We start from the raw sequence: 18476 nt of genomic DNA, 5'->3' as shown, positions 1-18476 counted from the left end.
AATGGCAACGCGGCTCCGGGTTCTTTGATTGTTGCAACGCTTGGTAAAGTAAGTACAAAAGCGAAAACTGATAAAGATGGCAAATAGATGTTGCATTTTCCGAAGTTTAAGGCAGGCCGTCCGTATGCTCTCAAAATTTCTGAATTAGGAAAGCCCGACTTCGCAATAAAACTAACGAGAATTCTTATCGGGGAGTTACGTTTCAACGGCGGAGAGATGCAAAAAAAACTTATGCCCGCATTCAAAACCTGGGCCGTGGGCGGGTGGTAATAAGATTGCAGTAAAAACGACTCAAAATCAATTAGCAAAACATGAAACCTACCAAATTAAAAAGTAAAATAATGAAAACAAGACTAATGTTAATTGCGCTACTTGTATTAAGTATTGTACTTGCAACACACATTACGGCTTCTGGACAAACAATTGCCAAACATCGCCTGATTGTCATTACAGACATCGGAAACGAGCCTGATGATTTTATGTCGATGGTCCGGTTAATGCTATACGCAAATCAAATCGACATTGTAGGACTTATTGCTTCAACATCCATTCACCAATCAAGAAAGGTTAGCCCAGAACTCATTGAAAAAGTCATTCATAGTTATGAGAAGGTGCAACCTAATCTTCTAAAACATGAACCAGGATTTCCAACAGCGCAAAAATTATTAAGCCTGGTAAAAAAAGGCCTTCCGGTTTATGGGATGGAAGGCGTAGGAAAAGGCGAAGATTCGGAAGGTTCGGATTGGGTCATCAAGATGCTTGAAAAGAATGACAGCCGCCCTTTATGGGTAACTGTTTGGGGCGGCCCGAATATACTGGCGCAAGCACTTTGGAAAATCAGGGAGACTAAAAGCGAAGGGGAAGCAAAAAGGTTGATAAGTAAGCTCAGAGTATACACGATTTCGGATCAGGATAATTCGGGGACATGGATACGCAAGAATTTCCCCGATCTATTCTACATCGCAAGCCCGGGAAATTATTATGCGGCTACATGGTCAGCAATCTTAAGCGTATTTCCCGGCGCCAACAACGAAGTTGTCAGCAATGATTGGCTTATGCGAAATGTCCAGCAGGGACATGGGTCGCTCGGGGCCATCTATCCAGATGTGTCTTTTGGCATGGAGGGTGATACCCCGTCCTGGCTCTCGCTGATTCCAAATGGACTGAACAATCCGGAGCATCCAAACTGGGGAGGTTGGGGTGGACGTTATGAATTTTACAAACCACCCTTTGACCCCAAGATGAAATGGATTGTTCCGCTGGAAGAAGAGACGAGACCATTTTGGACAAATGCCGAAGACGAATTTACACCTTGGGTGCAGGGCAAATGGGGAAGAGCCGTTGTAAAAGATACAGGTACATACAAAGACAATCATGTAACGATTTGGAGATGGAGAGAAGAAATCCAGAATGATTTTGCGGCAAGAATGGCTTGGTGCAATACGGATTATAAAGCTGCCAATCACCCACCGGTTGCGAAACTCAATATGCCTGAACAGCTCACTATAAAATCCGGCGAGACATTTAGTCTTGACGGCAGTGCATCCTATGACCCTGATGGAGATGCCCTGAGTTTTCAGTGGTTTCAATACAGGGAAGCGGGAACATTGGATAATACAATAGCGGTCACTCCGGCAGAAAACATGTCTGTCATTACAGAGTTAAAAGCGCCAGAGGTAGGTAGTCTCCAAACTACTCACTTCATCTTGAAGGTTACCGATAAAGGAACGCCCCGGCTAACCCGATATAAAAGAGTAATCGTAACCATTCTTCCAAAGCAATGAACGATAACAACAAGGTATTTTTTTACAGCCAATAACAGTCGAAAAAGGTGAGGGTAAAAATTTCATTTCAGCTTGGGATCTCAAAATGTTCGGAAATGTGTATTTCTATTTGTGTATTTCTATTACTATAGAGTTTTTTTTGTTTTATTCCAATCCTTTTCAGTCCTTACGAATACACACTTTGGAACACCAATCCGGCTACCTGAAATATGTTTTTACATTTAGGTCGCTCAAACGCGCTAAGGAATTGTTTTACCCATGCATTTAAAAGCAGGTGAATACTTTCTGGAAGAAGGTGCGCTATGCTGTTACGTTGGATTTATTGAACAGGGCCTGGTGCGTTATCATATGGATAATAAGGGCACCTAAAAAACGCTCTATTTTAACAAGGAAGGGGAGTTTATTTGCAACTACCAGAGTTTTCTTCCTAAAATTCCTTCTGATACCAGTATCGAGGCGATTGAGGACACTTCTTTACAGGTGATCAGTTATGCTGGTCTGCAACAACTGTATGAAAAGTAGGTGAGGGGGGCGGTTTGGCCGCGTAGCGATCGAAAACGTTTTCTTAAACAGCATCCGGCAGCTGAAACCCTTTTATAAGGATACCCCAACAGAGCGATACCAGCAGTTTCTACGATCCTATCCGGATTTAGTACAACGGATACCACAATATTATATCGCCTCATATGTCGGCATCAAACCCCAATCCTTGTCCCGGATAAGAAAAAAGCTGGTCACGCAATAATCGTAATCCCGATTGCATTAGTTAACCCAGGTGAACGAGTATCGGTTACTTATACCAGAGATCCCATTAAATCATAAATAAAATGGAAACACAAATCAAAGAAGCAAACTGGGGCTTACGCTCTGTCTTTTATTGGATCACATGGCTGATTGCCCTGGGATTTATTTTTATCGGCATTCGCTTTATTTTACAACCGCAGGTTGGTGCCTTCGGTTATGGCATTCCTTTTCATAACGGCCATGATATCACTTACGGTCTGACCAAAGGAATTCGCGATATTTATTCATGTCTGGTATTGTTGCCCTTTCTATTCATGAGGATGAAAAGAGCGGCGGCATGGGTGTTTACTTTGGCTATTGTAATCTCAGCAACTGACTGTTTAATTATCTTGCATACTAACGGATCCCGGGATATTGGACATCTATTAATTCACGGTTTGACAGCATTAATGATGATTATCAATAGCATTATGCTTTTTCGGATCAACGCTTCAGTAAATAAACGGTGATAATGGGCTGATGAAAGGTCAAATAAACATGATGCCCGGGCCGCTTACTTTTCTTTTTAGGGGTGCAGCCGTAATTCTAATCAAAGCGGAATGATTAGCGCCCGGGCCTGTTTAGAAACTCCGGCTATTGAGCATCATATATTCGCGCTCATCGGCAGGGTAAATTTGATCATCGGCACATAATTGCAAATTGCGTGTCGCCATCAGTTCGTCACTGATAATTAACCCTTCTTTGAAGATGGTATAGCCTGTCCAATGCGTTTTGCCGGGAACTATCGCTACCTTCAACGGTTTACCGCCCTTATTGATCGTTAGCTCTTTAGCCTCATCTTCAAAGAACCCTTCGCTGTCCCCGTCACGGCGCAAACAGATCGTGTGGTTTTTTGGATTTACCCATTCCACACGTACTGTTTGTTTACCAGGGCCGCCACTTTCCCAGGGCTGAACCAAATTTACTGTCCAGGTGTCGCCCACTTTCAAATTTGACGGCGGGTTACCCCATAAAAAAGTGTTATATGTCAAGCCGCTGCCTTCATGGTTCAAAGACCTTTTACCTGAAAAAGCAATTGACCTGCCCTGGTCACTAATGGCAATATCCAGTGTAGAAGCGGGGTGCCCATCGACACGGAAAACCGTTGTAAAACTCGCAGTATCCGGCGTCGCCGTTTTTACGGTGTAGTCTGCAGTTCCGCTCACCCGGCTTACCAGCCCGGGAAAATCTTTTCCTGAAATGGCAATGGTGCGCATGAACACTGTACCCATTTGCTGGCCAGGTTTAAGGTTAAATTTAAAATAAAAGCGATTAGATTGCGCGACAGCAGCAAGGCTACACAGTGAAATTAAAAAGACAAGTAAATTTTTCATCCGGCAAATCAAATGCAGCTACTAAAGCCAAACAAATCACATCAACGCTTTGCCTTAAATATTCAATGAATAGGGTAGTCTCCAATACTATTAAAACAAGCGTTGACCCACGAGTCGCATCAGCTCCTCGCGAAACTTCTCGCTCACCGATATGGCTTTATCACCGATATGCACATGGTTGTCCTTGATCTGGTCAATATGCTCGGCATTGACGATATAGGAGTTATGAACCCGCACAAAACCTGCCGGTAATTGCTCCTGCAATTCTTTTAACCGCCGGTAGATCAGGAACTGCTCCGCCGGGGTCACCACCCGAATATATTCCTGCTCCCCTTCAAAATACAGGATCTCGCTGAGCCGGACATTCTTCAGCACTTTGCCCGATTTGAAAAAGACACGCTGCTCCGTATTGATCTTGTGTTCCGCCGTAAAATAATTTTCGATCTTGCCCACCGCCACTAAAAAGCGCTTCAGCGTAATTGGTTTAAGCAAATAATCAATCGTTTGGAAGTTAAAACTGTCCAACGCATATTCCGAATAAGCCGTGGTAAATACAATCCGCGTATTTGCCGGTAATAAACCTGCCAGTTCCATCCCCGTCAGTTTGGGCATATTGATATCCAGAAATATAAAATCAACCGGATTAGCTTTTAAAAAAGCCAGCGCCTCTGCCGCATTGTAACAAAGCGCCTGGCATTTCCAGGCAGTATGTTCTTGCACCAGCACCTCCAGCAGCTTTACTGCATTTGGTTCGTCGTCAACAATTATACAAGTCAGGTTCATGATACCGGTATTTTTAAAGAGGCAATAAAGAGCCCGTTCTCTTCGGTGTGGTTCAATTCAAACTGATCATCGTACAGGATTGACAATCGCTCCCGCAGGTTCTTCAGCCCCAGGCCATGCGGCAGCCCGGCCCGCTCAACCTTGGCGTTAATGGTTTGAAAATACAGGTACCCGTTCTGGTCATACAGTTTTATCGTCACAGGGTTTTTGTTTATTTGCGGGTCTATACCGTGCTTAAATACGTTCTCTACCAGGGTCATCAGCAGCATTGGCGGCACCATAAAGTCTTTATACAATTCCTGCTCCAATCTCACTTCCGCGCCATAGCGTAGCCTGATTGTTTCCAAAGCAATGTAGTTCTGGATAAAGCCTATCTCTGCCGATAGTGGCACCTGTTCCTTCGGGGTTTCATCAGTAAAGTAGCGCATAATCTCCGACAGCTGCTCCACCAGTTTGGCTGATCGGGGCGCTTCGGTGTAGATCTCGTAATAAATATTATTAAGTGTATTGAACAGAAAATGCGGCTGTAGTTGGGCTTTGAGCAAATTGAGTTCGGCTTTGCTTTTCTGCACTTTGATCTCCTCGGATTGTTGCTTCAGTTTGAAATAAGCCAACGCAATACGGAAGATCAGGCTCATCATAAAATCCAGTGCGCCGCCGGCAATAAAAGCCAGGATAAGCGGCCAAGTGATCTTTTCCGGTGTTTTGGCAAAATAATGGTTGTAGATACTAATTGCCAAATAGCCGCGCCCGATCGCAAAAGCACAGACATATAAAGCGGAATAAATGACATATTCCAACCGGCGCCCGGTTTCATAGAACCTGGGGTAAAGGAAGCTGATATTGCCATAGATGATCACTGCGTAAAAGCTTACATTGATCATCATATAGACCAATGCCTGCGCCAGTGGGTCTTCGGCTACAGTGCTAAAAAAAACGATCATCGCTACGCCGCACCAAATCAGCCATTGCAATTGCCGCACAGAAAGTCTCTCAATCTTCATCAGGCGCTAAGGTCGGAATTTATTTTTTGGTGATGACATAATGATATTTGGAGTTGCGCCCTTCCTGCTTCAACACTTCATGGCTTTGCTGATCGATCCAGATGCGGCCCTTGGTTTCGGCATGTGTAAATTCCAATATGGTTGTATTCGCTTCGTCGTCAATTCGCCGGATGGTATAAGGATCATTGCCCGACGCAGGGGGATTGAAATTATTTAATGTGTAAATTACGCCTTTCTCCAGTTCCAGGTATCCGAATAGATATTCGATCATGTTATCTTCAAAGTAGCTTTCAGGCATGGCGTACGTTTTAGTTATACCATTTCTGGTAACTGTCGCCATCTTTGGTTGAAAGCCCATTTGAATATCGACCTTTTGTTTATAGTGAATCTCATGCATATGCAACGGTTTAAGATGCCAGTCTGTAAAGGAAGTATCGGTTGAAAAATAACCCGCAGGCACCTGGCGGTAACGGGCAAAAACAAATTCCTTTTTGACGCTATCTATCAATAAGTAATTTTCCATCATAAAATCATACATGATTTTCCCGCTTTCATCCCGAACAATGTTCCGGTAAAAATCATGCGTAGGCTTAATACGCTCCAGTTTGAAGTGCGCATCGCCGGGAATAATCACGTTTTGGCCCAAGCCCACTAAGCGAAGCCCAGTAAAAAGGGCCAACAAGAAATATTTTTTCATGCTGCCAAATTAATTCCAGCGAAGCCAGGGTGTTAAGCATTTCAATTAATACCCTGCTATTTTTAATCGATTGGACACCACGTTCAATTCATTGAAAAAAAAAGGGTAATGATTGATTTCTTTTGTCCGGTAAAAAGATAATGAACAGGTTTGAATCATGACCAGGATCCGCCTTTATCTTTTATCCGTAATGCTGCTGCCGGCGCTATTGTTTGGGCAAGGAAAAAAACGTCTGCTTATTGACAGTGGTGCCACGTCGCAGGTTTTTGCCCCCGGCATATTGTCCACCCCTTACAGCGAATGGTCTGTATCATTTTCACCCGACGGTACTACCGCTTATAGCTCTTTAGGTGATATATATTGGACGATCATCAGCGCCAAACAAGTAAATGGCGTATGGCAAAAACCCGAAGTGGTGCCATTTTCCGGCCGCTTCCGCGACACCGACCCGTTTGTGGCCCCCGATGGGAGTATGCTCTTTTTTATATCCAGCCGGCCCTTTCTGCCCGGTGCCGATCAGGATACCCCGCAACGCGTAACCCACCTTTGGTATGCCGAGCGTACCGGGAATACCTGGGGCAACCTGCATCACCTGGATTCGACAATTAACATCACCGGGGTAGATAATTATGCCCCATCTGTTAGCCAAAAAGGCACACTTTACTATTGTTCACGCCGCAAAGGCTTGGAAGGGATGCAAAGTTTTTACGCCAGATGGAAAAGTGGTCGTTACGAAATACCCCAACAAGTAATGGTGCCCGGCGCCAAAGAGGTGCAGGATCCATTCATCGCGCCCGATGAAAGTTATCTGGTTTATTTAGATGGCAACGATATTTGTATCAGCTTTAACCGTAACGGCCAGTGGACGCCTGAAGAAAAATTTGGCCCAGAGGTTAATAACGGCAACAATAATTCGTCGCCGCATGTTTCTGCCGATAACAAAACTTTGTATTATACCTCCGACCGTGTCAAAGGCTTTTATAAACGCGACCTCACCAAACCCGCACTCAATTATGACCAGTTGGTGCAGGAAAACAACAGCATTTATAACAACCGTGGCAATATCTTAATGATCGCTATCCATCTGCCATGAAAAACATATTCTTTTGCCTATTACTTGCAACGGCCACCGTGGCCAATGCACAAACCGATACCATTAAACTGCCCGGTAAACAACTGCATACAGAATATTTGAAACCGGGTATGAACCAGTACCTGATTGTGATGACTAACCCTAAAATGCCTAAAAGCAGCTTTTTATGGTATTGGCTGCGGACTATCAAAAAGGAAAAACACAACAACATCCCAGCAATCATGATTACCCAACGCTGGTATGCCGCCGATACCATGGCTTATCGCAGCGTTTATTCTATTAACCGGGCCAGCGATTTTGACCCTATTTATCACTCAGAGACCGTCAGGGGGAAAACCAATGCTTATAACTGGACTGCTACACGCATTAACGGAGCCGACAGCGTGGCTAATAACAGCAAAAAAGGCTTTACACTTGATTTCAGCGCACCCAATTACAACTGGAACCTGGACATTGAAACTTTTGAAATGCTGCCGCTGGCTGCTGGAAAAGTTTTTGCCATTAATTTTTACGATGCCGGGCTGGGTCCCCCTAAATACGTAACCCACAAAGTGACCGGCAGTGAAGTGATCAGCTACGGCGGTAAACCTGTGGACTGCTGGAAACTATTTACCCAAGGCACTTCCGGCAAAATCAGCTACACGGAAACTTACTGGATCAGTAAAGTGGATCATGAATTCCTGCGCGAAGAAGATGATTACGGGCAGGGTATGCACCGCTCTAAGATCAAAATGCCCGTAAATGTCAACATGTAATTGCGTCAAATCAGGCTATTGTAAGTAATGATGGTAGATACTGTATAATCAAGAAAACTGGAAGAAGACGCTGTTATTTCCAGACAGGCCTATGCAGAAGTTACCACTATGCATGCGTTATAATATAATTGAGGGAAAATGGAAAAACCTTATCCCGCCGGTGGGCATGCGCTGCGACGGGGTAACTATATTGTAAAACTAAAATATAGCCTGTTGCGTAAACGTTATATGAATAGAACCTTCGTTAAAAAAATATGATGAAGATTGCTTTAAATTCAAGGTTATGAAGGAAAAGGGAACTCCGACTGGGTAGTTGATTTTAAAATTGCTATTATGAGATTTTGCTTTTGTATCTTAATTAGTGCGTATTTATCTATACACGCTGTTTGTAGCCAGCAAGTAACCCCTGCGACACCAATTATGGAACCGGCGCAAATTCTAAAGAACACTATGAGTTTGCTCTACTATAATCAGGATTTTTTAATGCTGTCAGAAGATTTTATTGGTTACGATACAAATGGACACCGTTTAAACAAACGGACATTTTTGAAACTTTTCGCAACCGGAAATTACTTACCTGTACGCTTACAATCTCCTAAGCTCGCTTTATATAAACTTTACAAAGTAAAGGGCCCTGTTTTAAACAATGTTAAAGGCACACTTAAGGGTTGGGGGGAGCTGGATTATCAACATTTTCAAATGGAGGGGCGACGGTTGCCGGATTTTAATTTTACAGATTTAAATGGTAAGGATTATAATCAGCAAACATGTCTGGGAAAAACTTTGGTGCTAAAATGTTGGTTTTTATCTTGCCAGGCTTGCAGAGAAGAAATTCCAGATCTCAACCGGCTTGTTCAGCAGTATAGAAATCGAAAAGATATACTTTTTGTCAGCCTCGTATTTGATCAAAAAAAAGATGTAAACAAGTTTTTTGAGAAAACGCGGTTCGATTATGCAACAGTTCCTGACAAGAAGAATTATTTGACAAAAAAATTAGACATCAATCTATATCCAACGCACTTGATAGTTAATAAATCGGGGATTATAACAAAAGTAGTTAATACTGCCGACGAGCTTATTGTAGCATTGAATAAAGAAGTTTTAAAATGATAATCCTTATTTAAGGCGACCTTGTTCGTAAGGTTTTATAAGATCAAATACTGCATCAGTGGCGGCTGGTTGCCTACCCGGTAGGTGAAGGTGCAGGCGGTATATTAGGGGAACCAAACTCCAAAGACATTAATTTCCCGGCAAATCTTGTTCTCTCTGAAAAGATTCTCAACAAGGCATGCATGCCAGGGCCATAATCAGACATAACATCGAACGTGCTGTAAATCATTTGGTTTCAATACAGTTCATCAGCAAACCATTAACTTTGGAATATTTGGAAAAATTTGTTTTCAGGCGTCGGGAGTTAAAACCCTAAATTATTCTTATTTAATAAACTGAATAATAAAGCCTCCTTTAGGAACCAACACATATGACCAGTCGGACTTGATAGGATACGTTTGCACTTTGAATTCCATTAATCGATCCTTTCCTTCTGATATTAACCTGAATTTAGAAAAGCCGTCGCCCCATTTTTGGAGATCCAGTTTAACGGGTAATTTATTGTTGGTACCGTTTATTCCTACAATATAATGAAGTGCGTCTTTTTGCCGGGAAAGCACTAACGATTTACCTGGTTCCGCTATGATGCATTCCGTTCTATCCCACGTGGAAGGCATTTCTTTAAACAGATTCTTAACGTCAACCGGGAGCGAATCAAACACCTCTTTTGAATCTGCAAAATGAATAATCCCCGATGTATATGTCATGGCTGTAGCAAGCTCATGAACTGCTGTGTTTAAACGGGGGTACTTTCTTATGGTTAATGCAAAGGGCGTATAGTCGACAGGGCCTGCTACATTTCTGGTAAAAGGCACTACCGTGTTTTGTTCCGCAGCTTTTTCAGGAAATCTAGGCTCGTAAAAGTAGCTCTCTGTTCTCAGTGAGGCCTCGGCTGTTACGTAATTTGGCCAGGTCCTTTGCCAGCCCCTCGGGACGGTGGTGCCGTGAAGATCTATTAATAAATGCTCTTTAGCCGCATCTTCAAAAACCGATTGCAAAGCTGCCATTACTTCCTGCCTGTCCGAGCACCAAAAATCTATCTTAACCCCTTTAACCCCCATCTCGGCCAGTTGCTTAAACCTTGCTTTTCTTTTTTTCGGATCAAAATATTCTGATGAATAACCCCAAACCAATGGCTTAACGCCTTTTGCAATAGCATGGTCAATAATCTTTCCTTCTCTGTTAGCTTTTTCCCACCCGGCATCAAAAAGAGTATACTTAAAGCCTAAGGATGCTGAAAGATCTGTAAATTCATTGTAAATTTCTGGCGAATGATCATCCGGGTGAGACCACCATGACCATGCCGCTTTCCCCGGTTCTATCCACGAAATATCTTCAATTTTTGAAGCAGGCGCCAGATCGGTGATCAAAGTTGACAGCAATATATCTCCTGCTTGATCTCCTATAACAATGGTCCGCCATGGCATAGTCCAGGGAAGGCTTGACTCGGGATAAGCATGTTCTTTGTCGGCCAACGGGAGGGTGTATTTTTCGTCTTTTTCAGCAAACGCAATTCGATAAATGCCACCTTTAGCATCTGGTTGTAAATGACAGCCAGGATAAGAGCCATCCGTGCCCGATTCTGCAATCAATACCCAATTTTTGTTGTTATTTACGTTGAAAAGGGCAGGCATACACCAACCGACAGACGGGTTCCGTGGGTTGAAAATAGAGTCGCCCGAATTTACGTTCAGGTAAAAATCTTCATACCCAGGGGTATATTTGCCGGCCTTATTATACGGCTCCATCCAGCCTTTTGAATTTGGTGCAATATGAAAACCGGTAAGTTCATCTTTTATTGACCGAACTTGTTTTGCCCCATCGTGAAACCGGTAACGAAACGCCACACCTTCTTTTCCGGCAACCAGATCCATTATGATTAATGCTCCTAGTTCATTTTTAAGAGTAATGCTCCTGCTTTCAAAAACATGGTCTACACTTTTATTATTTGCTACTTTTAATTCATATTGTTCTCTTTTTTTTTGAACAGGCGAAATAGCAACAACCGACAATCCGGATGTAAAATCCTGATCGTTGCAACTCAGACCAAGAGGAGAGCTGGCAATTATTATTTTATTTCTCCGGGTTACATTATAAGATAGCCTTCCCTCTCCGCTTAAAAACAAGGTAATTTTATTCAGGTGATCTTCAGATTGTACGTCGAGCGCTTTTGTTTGAGCAAGGCAGTTCGCAGTTAAAAAAAATACATTAAGCGCTGTTAAGCTTAAAGCGCAATAAATAAATCTGTTTTTCATGTGATCAGAGGCGTAATAATACAGTTGTTAAATTAAAACAACTACCATCATTAAAAAAATGGACAATATAGTTACATGAATGGACTTTATTATCACTGCGAATTAGCTGGTCGCCTCTATATTAATATTCTTAACAGAGAGAATTCAAATTTTCATGTTTTTAAGTTAAAAGAATTGAAAGGAAGGACTCTATTGCAAATGTCGAAAAATGTCGTACTAGTTTCAAAAAGAGCGATTCAATCATTGAAGTATTTTTTTCATACGATAAAAACTGTTTGAAATCAAAATTGTAAGCAAAAAAATGCGGTGGTAATACTCGCCGTATTCTTCCAGGAATAAATACGACCATAAACACGCGTACCCGAAAGGTGATAGAAATCCGGGTTCGAGTGTTATAATACTGTGACACAATTTTGCAGGACACATTAAGGTGCAAAATTTAGTTTCAACTTAGCGGAGTAGTGGGCGTAAGCGGCCCCCAGGAATCCAGTATACAGGAAACGCCCCAAATAAGGTTAAACACGGTTATTGTTCCGCAGGCAACACCGATGGCTGTTGGCCCGGCTGGTTTAGTTTTTTATGATTTTTTGCTTTTAAATACCTGTATTTTTCTTCAGATTTTTGTGTATTGTTTTGTAAAACAGTTGTTTAAGTATGGTTTCCTTGTTTTCTGACAATGCAAATCTATGGCGCGGCCAAACGGTCTTCAATAGCTGAAATAAGCTATTTCGGCGTTGGACAAATGATATAAGCCGGGGTGCCGGTGGTAAGTAATAAATACCGAAGTTGCGCTATCCGTCACGGATGTCAGCGGTATTTTATGAGGGACTTATTTTATTCTAAGCGTGCGATGGGTTCCCCCGAAGAGATTTAATTGATCCGGCAACTGTAACAGCTAAGGATACTTGGCGGTATATTGTTAATGCAGGCAGTTTTCAGGAGTAAAAAAGAATGCCTCCAGACGGGTGCGGCGGTTGGGATTCGTTTCGGAGTGAAGGAGTCAGGGTTCCCCGGGCGTATTCAATTCAAGTGTTGATTGCTTTATTTCACTGGGTGTTTTCCCGGTAAATTTTTTTAAAACCGTTGTAAAGTATTGCTGGGAAGAAAAATTGAGTTCCAAAGCAAGGTCTTTGAAATTAATATCTGGGTTCTGTTTGATCCTGTCCATAGCATGCTCTACTCTTTTGCGCTGTACAAAATCCAGGGGGGTAAAGCCTGACAGGTCCCTGAACCAGTTCTTAAAACGGGATTCAGAAAGGTTCACCTCATTGGCCAGCCTTTCTATCGTTAAGTTTTGGGTAATGCTGTTGTTAATCAACTCGTAGATCTTACTTAGCCTTTCATTGTCCGTATCATTTGTTTTCTTGTTGGCCAGTTCAATCAACTTTAATAAAAACAGCTGCGACAAAAGATTAATCTTTATTTTCAGCATTTGCATTGATTCTTCCTCCGACCGGCTGACCTTAAAAATTTCTTCAAGCATTTTTTTGATAGAACCATCACCCCTGAAATGCCGTCTGTTCATATCAATTAATTGATTGATCAGGAAAGCGGTGGTGCTTTGCGCCTTTGTTTTTTTAGGGACCTTGATAATAAACCAATATAGGCACCCTTTTTCCTCAGGATAGCCTCCAGATCCATGCAATTCATCAGGGTAATGTATAAAAACATCGCCTCCCTTTACTAAATACCGCTGTTTTTCTACAGCAAACCACTGGCTGCCTTTATCGCTGTAGCATATCTCAATCATACGATCGTGTACATGGTTTTCCAGAATATCTTCGGCTTTGTTGTAATTATATTTCCCCAGCACCACCAGTTCACTAAAACCGCTTTGGCGGAAATCAATGATTGTTCTTGTTTTTGAGGCGTTTATTTTTACGTGCATGATTTATAAAATAGTACTATCATTCAAATCTATGAATGTTTTATTTATAAGCCATATACCTTAGTAACATGTTAAGAAATTATTATAACCATTTAAAGCTTAGTAAGATATTTGTCGCACTTTTTGCCGGCATGCTGGCCGCTGTTACAGCAGGTGCACAAAATATCATTCCCCAACCACAGCACATAGCATACAGGCCGGGGGCGTTTATAATTAATTCGGCAACTAAAATTGTAGCTGCCGGTAACTTGACAAATCAGGGCGCTTTTCTTCAGGAAAAGATAGCCATTTTAACCGGCTACCGCCTTGCGATAGTTAATGAATCAAAAAAGACTATAAATAACAGTATTTCCCTGAAAAATAACATACGAGTAACAGGCAACGAATCCTATCATTTGAATATTACATCCAACCGGGTTGTGATAGAGGCAGGCACTTCGGGTGGATTATTTTACGGCTGTGTTAGCCTGGTGCAGTTGTTGCCGCTGCCTGAAACAACGACAGATGTTAAAGAACAAGGCATATTGCTACGCGCCGTTGACGTTACAGATGCCCCACGGTTTAAATGGCGCGGGTTAATGCTCGATGTGTCAAGAACTTTCATGTCGCCGGATTATGTAAAAAGCACCATCGACAGGATGGCCTTTTACAAACTGAATATCTTGCATCTTCATTTAACCGATGATCAGGGTTGGCGAATGCCGGTTAAAGGCTATTCGCAATTAAACATACAAGCATCCAGGTTTGATACCTTATACCATGAGCCTAAGGAGGTTGAAGGGTACTATACAACCACTGATATTCAGCAATTGGTGAGTTATGCAGCTTCAAGAAATGTTGAGCTGGTACCCGAAATTGAATCGCCGGGGCATAGTCATGCTGCTTTATTTGCCTACCCCGAACTTTTGTGTAATTATAAAATATCACCGGTAGCGCCATTTTCAAAGGGGCCTGCGGTAAATGATGTGTTTTGTGTTGGCAACCCCGCCACCCTGAATTTTTTTCAAACGGTTATCGGCGAAACAGCCCAGCTTTTCCCGTCCGGATATTTACATCTTGGGGGCGACGAGGTTCCGAGAAATTATTGGCAAAGCTGCCCCAGGTGCCAGGAAGTAGTATTTGCCGAAAAGCTCCCGAATACCAGTGCGCTTCAAGGCTATTTTATGCAGAAACTACATGATTTTGTTGTTAAGCAAGGCAAGCGGCCGGTTGCCTGGGACGAAATACTGCATGATAATGAGTTTTTAACAAAAGATTGGATCGTGATGAGCTGGACGGGTAGCCAGCCGGGGCTTCAGGCGGCGTCAAAAGGTTACGATGTTGTAATGACCCCAACTTCCCACATGTACTTTGATTATGGCTATGATGCCATAAATACCAAAAAAGTATTTGATTTTAATCCGTTTGAAGGCGCCGCGCCTGGTGATACGCTTAAGAAGCACATTTTGGGAATACAGGCGAACTTTTGGTCGCACATAGACCGAACACCCGCCAAAACCGACTATCAGTTATTTCCCCGCATACTGGGCCTTGCCGAACGGGCCTGGTCGGCCGCCGATGATCTTGACTATGCGGCATTCCGGCTCCGACAGCGATACCACAGGCGCTGGCTTGAGCTTATGGGCGTAAATTACTACGCTGGAGATTTTAACTAAGCTTTACCTCATTTTATTATAACCATGTGTTACGGGTGGCCCCAACTACCTGTGAGGGAGAGTATTATGCCTGAATAAACCAAATAATTAATTATAAACAATTTAAAAACAAGAAGTTATGAGAAGAAAACTACTTCTGAGATCTTTTTTTGCATGCGCAATGCTCCTTTGTTGCTCTGCATGTTTGCTTTTGGCCCAGGAAAGGATCGGAGCAGGTACAGTAATAAAGGGGAGTGTGGTATCTGCCGATGGTTTGCCGCTCTCCGGGGCAACTATTACTGAAAAAAATACGGGCAATGTGAAAACTACCGCGCAGGACGGCACTTTTACCATCGCTTTGAAAAGGACGTCAAACCGGTTAGTGGTTTCGTTTATCGGTTTTATTACGCAGGAGGTTGAAGTTAAGCGGACCGCGCCGCTAAAAGTACAATTGGAGGCATCCAGTAATTCGCTTCAGGATGTGGTGGTAGTCGGTTACGGACAGCGTAAGAAAGTAGACCTTACCGGTTCTGTTGTCACTGTATCATCAAAAGATCTTCAAAACAGGCCGGTTACTGATGTTGCGCAGGCACTTCAGGGCCAGGTAGCCAATTTAAATATAACCCAGTCATCAGGCGGCGGTTCGCCGGCTGCAGCTCCAAATATCAATGTGAGGGGATACACCGGCTTCGGCGTTTCAGCATCTCCGCTTATTGTTATTGATGGTGTGCCGGGCGGAGATATCAACAATATCAACGCTGCGGATATTGAGTCAATATCCATACTCAAAGACGCCGCCTCTTCTGCCATTTACGGTTCAAGCGCTCCCTATGGTGTCATGCTCATTACCACCAGGCAAGGTAAAAAAAATCAGAGAACCACAATTTCCTATAATAACAACTTTTCCCTGGCGCAAACAATTAACCTTCCGCATATGGTTAATTCATTGGATTTCGCAAACATCTACAATGAGGCCTTTGTAAATTCCGGAAGGGCACCATGGTTCAGTGATGAAACTATCCAGCGCATAAAAGATTACCAGGCAGGTGCTTTGAAAACCGAAACCATTAAGGACCCTAATAACGACGACTGGCTGGGCTCCGGAATAGGTTATTTTACAGGCACAGGGCCCAACACCGGCAATGGCAATAACGACTGGTTTAAAATATTTTTTAAACCATGGTCATTCAGCCAGCAGCATAACATAAGTGTAAACGGAGGCGGTGCCAATTCCAGTTATTATGTGGGAGCTGGTTTGCTGGATAAAAATGGCATGTACAATTTTATGAAGGATACTTATAAAAGATATAACCTGCGCGCTAATATTTCATCCAATGTGTCGGATATCATTACGCTTAACTTCAGAAGTTCATTTTCACGCGAGTTAAGCAATACGCCTGCAACCTATGCCGCGGCAACAGGGGGGAACTATATGCACCAGATTGCCCGTAAATTACCAACAACACCTTTGAAAAATCCCGACGGAAATTATTCCGATTATTCTAACATAAACCTGTTTACCCAGGGTGGCCGGGACATTTATACCAATGACAAGCCCATGTTAACCGGCGAGGTGGTACTGAAGCCCGTTAAGGGATTAAACTTGACAGCCAATTTTACCTACGACGGGCAAAATTACAACGAGAGCGATTTTAACAAAACAGTGTACACCGTGCTGCCAAGCGGAAATAAAGTTGTAGAATTTCAAACCGATCCAAACAATTCTTTGGCAGAAAATTACCTGAAGCAGGATCATTATATTACCAATATATATGCTTCTTATGATAAGCATTTCGGTGCGCACAACTTTCAGCTACTGGGAGGATATATTAAAGATTACACTCGTTTAACATCTTTAAACGCCAGCAACTCGCTGCTGTATTCCAATGATATTCCTTCGTTGAATTTAACCTATAATCCTACCCCTTCTGTTGGTGATAACGATATGCGGCTGTCTATTGAAGGTTTTTTTGGCAGGTTTAATTATAATTATAAAGATAAGTACCTGCTTGAGGTGAACGGAAGATATGATGCTTCTTCGCGTTTTCTGGCAGGGCATAGGTGGAATTTATATCCATCGGTTTCGGCCGGCTATGTGGTGTCTGAAGAGGCATTCTGGAAATCCATACAACCGACGGTAAACGTATTGAAGATAAGGGCATCATACGGTTCATTAGGCGATCAGTGGGGCGATAATCCCGACCGCAATAACTATTACCCGTTCTACCCAAGCCTGGGCACCGTCGCCCCGACATCAACCAACTGGATATTTGGAGACGGAAGGCAGGCTTACATAGCCCCTCCCGGCCTCGTTAACCCGAACCTTACCTGGGCTACCATCAAGTCGGCCAATATTGGTCTTGATGCCGAAGTTTTAAAGAACAGGCTTGCTATAGCCTATGACTGGTATGTGCGCAATGCGTCAGATTTTGTGGGCCCTGCTCAATCATTGCCGTCGGTGCTGGGTACCAGCGTTCCAAAGGCAAATAATGCAGCCATGCGTACCACTGGTTTTGAGTTAACAGTTTCATGGCGGGACCATATCGGAAAATTCAATTACTTCGCAAAGGGGGTGCTGAGCAACGCAACCAGCAAAGTGGTTAAATACCCTAACTCCACAAGCTTATTGTCGGATTGGTATGAGGGCATGAAGATGGGCGAAATATGGGGCTATCAAACAGCCGGCCTTTTCCAATCGGCTGCGGAAGTCGCCTCATCGCCTAATCAGCAGAAAATTTTTGGCGGAAACTGGACCGCGGGCGATGTTAAATACAACGACCTTAATAAAGACGGGATAATCGATTACGGAAATAATACATTATCCAATCACGGCGACCTCAAAATTATTGGCAATAACACACCGCAATATACTTATGGCCTATCGCTGGGCGGATCATTTAAAAACTTTGATGTATCGTTTTTTGTACAGGGCGTCGCCAAACGCGATGTGTGGATAGGCTCTAATATGTATTGGGGAATCATTGGAGGTGAATGGCAAAGTACTGTGCTTGATCAAAATCTTGACAGGTGGACACCGAATGCGCCAAACGGATTTTTTCCTAAGTATTACATGACCGGGGAAATGAACAAGAACATGCAGGTACAAACCCGTTACCTTCAAAATGCAGCTTACTTGCGCATTAAAAATATACAGGTAGGTTATACTTTGCCCGCATTGCTTATTTCAAAAATCGGTGTGCAAAAAGTACGTATCTACCTGAGCGGCGATAACCTTGCAACATTTACCAAATTACAACAATCAATAGATCCTGAGCTTGCGGTTGGTGATGCCAAACTATACCCGATACAGCGAATATTTTCTGCAGGCCTGAATGTTACACTTTAATAGTATAATC

13 protein-coding genes are annotated in these 18476 nt (G+C 42.9%); 7 read left to right on the top strand and 6 right to left on the bottom strand.

The window, feature by feature from the left end; all coding sequences use genetic code 11:
* Nucleotides 1–311: 311 nt before the first annotated feature.
* Nucleotides 312–1784 carry a DUF1593 domain-containing protein gene (locus SNE25_RS26375; RefSeq protein ID WP_321562015.1) on the top strand — a complete coding sequence of 491 codons (1473 nt, stop codon included), beginning with the start codon at nt 312–314 and terminating at the stop codon, nt 1782–1784.
* 827 nt (nt 1785–2611) lie between these two features.
* Nucleotides 2612–3037: a DUF4267 domain-containing protein gene (locus SNE25_RS26370; protein WP_321562014.1), complete on the top strand. Its 426-nt coding sequence runs from the start codon at nt 2612–2614 to the stop codon at nt 3035–3037.
* 111 nt (nt 3038–3148) lie between these two features.
* Here SNE25_RS26370 and SNE25_RS26365 read toward each other — a convergent pair whose 3' ends face one another.
* The 4 genes from SNE25_RS26365 to SNE25_RS26350 form a co-directional block, all read right to left on the bottom strand.
* Nucleotides 3149–3799, bottom strand: coding sequence for a hypothetical protein (locus SNE25_RS26365; RefSeq protein WP_321562013.1), 651 nt, complete (start codon nt 3797–3799; stop codon nt 3149–3151).
* A 192-nt stretch (nt 3800–3991) separates the two neighbouring features.
* Entirely contained in the window at nt 3992–4684 is a 693-nt protein-coding gene (locus SNE25_RS26360; RefSeq protein ID WP_321562012.1) for a LytR/AlgR family response regulator transcription factor, read from the bottom strand.
* A complete protein-coding gene (locus SNE25_RS26355; RefSeq protein WP_321562011.1) occupies nt 4681–5688 on the bottom strand; it encodes a sensor histidine kinase in 1008 nt (335 codons plus the stop codon). The genes SNE25_RS26360 and SNE25_RS26355 overlap by 4 nt, the downstream gene beginning before the upstream one ends.
* Nucleotides 5689–5707: 19 nt before the next feature.
* Complete coding sequence (locus SNE25_RS26350; RefSeq protein WP_321562010.1) at nt 5708–6385, bottom strand: hypothetical protein; 678 nt, start codon at nt 6383–6385, stop codon at nt 5708–5710.
* 157 nt (nt 6386–6542) lie between these two features.
* On the opposite strand from SNE25_RS26350, the gene SNE25_RS26345 reads away from it, so the two are divergent.
* From SNE25_RS26345 to SNE25_RS26335, 3 genes are all read left to right on the top strand, one after another.
* On the top strand, nt 6543–7478 hold the full coding sequence (locus SNE25_RS26345) for a TolB-like translocation protein (protein WP_321562009.1): 936 nt from the start codon (nt 6543–6545) through the stop codon (nt 7476–7478).
* Nucleotides 7475–8233, top strand: a complete 759-nt coding sequence (locus SNE25_RS26340) for a DUF3108 domain-containing protein (protein WP_321562008.1) — start codon at nt 7475–7477, stop codon at nt 8231–8233. The genes SNE25_RS26345 and SNE25_RS26340 overlap by 4 nt, the downstream gene beginning before the upstream one ends.
* A gap of 420 nt (nt 8234–8653) precedes the next feature.
* Nucleotides 8654–9343, top strand: a complete 690-nt coding sequence (locus SNE25_RS26335; protein WP_321562007.1) for a TlpA family protein disulfide reductase — start codon at nt 8654–8656, stop codon at nt 9341–9343.
* Between the two features lie 323 nt (nt 9344–9666).
* Here SNE25_RS26335 and SNE25_RS26330 read toward each other — a convergent pair whose 3' ends face one another.
* Together SNE25_RS26330 and SNE25_RS26325 are read right to left on the bottom strand one after the other, a co-directional pair.
* Entirely contained in the window at nt 9667–11598 is a 1932-nt protein-coding gene (locus tag SNE25_RS26330) for a glycoside hydrolase family 97 protein (RefSeq protein WP_321562006.1), read from the bottom strand.
* 1000 nt (nt 11599–12598) lie between these two features.
* A complete protein-coding gene (locus tag SNE25_RS26325) occupies nt 12599–13486 on the bottom strand; it encodes an AraC family transcriptional regulator (protein ID WP_321562005.1) in 888 nt (295 codons plus the stop codon).
* Between the two features lie 68 nt (nt 13487–13554).
* Between SNE25_RS26325 and SNE25_RS26320 the strand changes: the two genes are divergently transcribed.
* Both SNE25_RS26320 and SNE25_RS26315 read left to right on the top strand, forming a co-directional pair.
* Nucleotides 13555–15141, top strand: coding sequence for a beta-N-acetylhexosaminidase (locus tag SNE25_RS26320; RefSeq protein WP_321562004.1), 1587 nt, complete (start codon nt 13555–13557; stop codon nt 15139–15141).
* Between the two features lie 118 nt (nt 15142–15259).
* Nucleotides 15260–18466, top strand: a complete 3207-nt coding sequence (locus SNE25_RS26315; protein WP_321562003.1) for a SusC/RagA family TonB-linked outer membrane protein — start codon at nt 15260–15262, stop codon at nt 18464–18466.
* Nucleotides 18467–18476: the final 10 nt, after the last annotated feature.

Source organism: Mucilaginibacter sabulilitoris (assembly GCF_034262375.1).
Classification (GTDB): domain Bacteria; phylum Bacteroidota; class Bacteroidia; order Sphingobacteriales; family Sphingobacteriaceae; genus Mucilaginibacter; species Mucilaginibacter sabulilitoris.
Note: the sequence above shows the minus strand (reverse complement) of the source record. Positions and strands in the feature narration are given on the sequence as shown.

Bases quoted from the DNA above. Each gene is read 5' to 3' on its own strand.
- SNE25_RS26375 (WP_321562015.1), top strand. From the start codon at position 312: ATGAAACCTACCAAATTAAAAAGTAAAATAATGAAAACAAGACTAATG.
- SNE25_RS26370 (WP_321562014.1), top strand. From the start codon at position 2,612: ATGGAAACACAAATCAAAGAAGCAAACTGGGGCTTACGCTCTGTCTTT.
- SNE25_RS26365 (WP_321562013.1), bottom strand. From the start codon at position 3,799: ATGGGTACAGTGTTCATGCGCACCATTGCCATTTCAGGAAAAGATTTT.
- SNE25_RS26360 (WP_321562012.1), bottom strand. From the start codon at position 4,684: ATGAACCTGACTTGTATAATTGTTGACGACGAACCAAATGCAGTAAAG.
- SNE25_RS26355 (WP_321562011.1), bottom strand. From the start codon at position 5,688: ATGAAGATTGAGAGACTTTCTGTGCGGCAATTGCAATGGCTGATTTGG.
- SNE25_RS26350 (WP_321562010.1), bottom strand. From the start codon at position 6,385: ATGAAAAAATATTTCTTGTTGGCCCTTTTTACTGGGCTTCGCTTAGTG.
- SNE25_RS26345 (WP_321562009.1), top strand. From the start codon at position 6,543: ATGACCAGGATCCGCCTTTATCTTTTATCCGTAATGCTGCTGCCGGCG.
- SNE25_RS26340 (WP_321562008.1), top strand. From the start codon at position 7,475: ATGAAAAACATATTCTTTTGCCTATTACTTGCAACGGCCACCGTGGCC.
- SNE25_RS26335 (WP_321562007.1), top strand. From the start codon at position 8,654: ATGGAACCGGCGCAAATTCTAAAGAACACTATGAGTTTGCTCTACTAT.
- SNE25_RS26330 (WP_321562006.1), bottom strand. From the start codon at position 11,598: ATGAAAAACAGATTTATTTATTGCGCTTTAAGCTTAACAGCGCTTAAT.
- SNE25_RS26325 (WP_321562005.1), bottom strand. From the start codon at position 13,486: ATGCACGTAAAAATAAACGCCTCAAAAACAAGAACAATCATTGATTTC.
- SNE25_RS26320 (WP_321562004.1), top strand. From the start codon at position 13,555: ATGTTAAGAAATTATTATAACCATTTAAAGCTTAGTAAGATATTTGTC.
- SNE25_RS26315 (WP_321562003.1), top strand. From the start codon at position 15,260: ATGAGAAGAAAACTACTTCTGAGATCTTTTTTTGCATGCGCAATGCTC.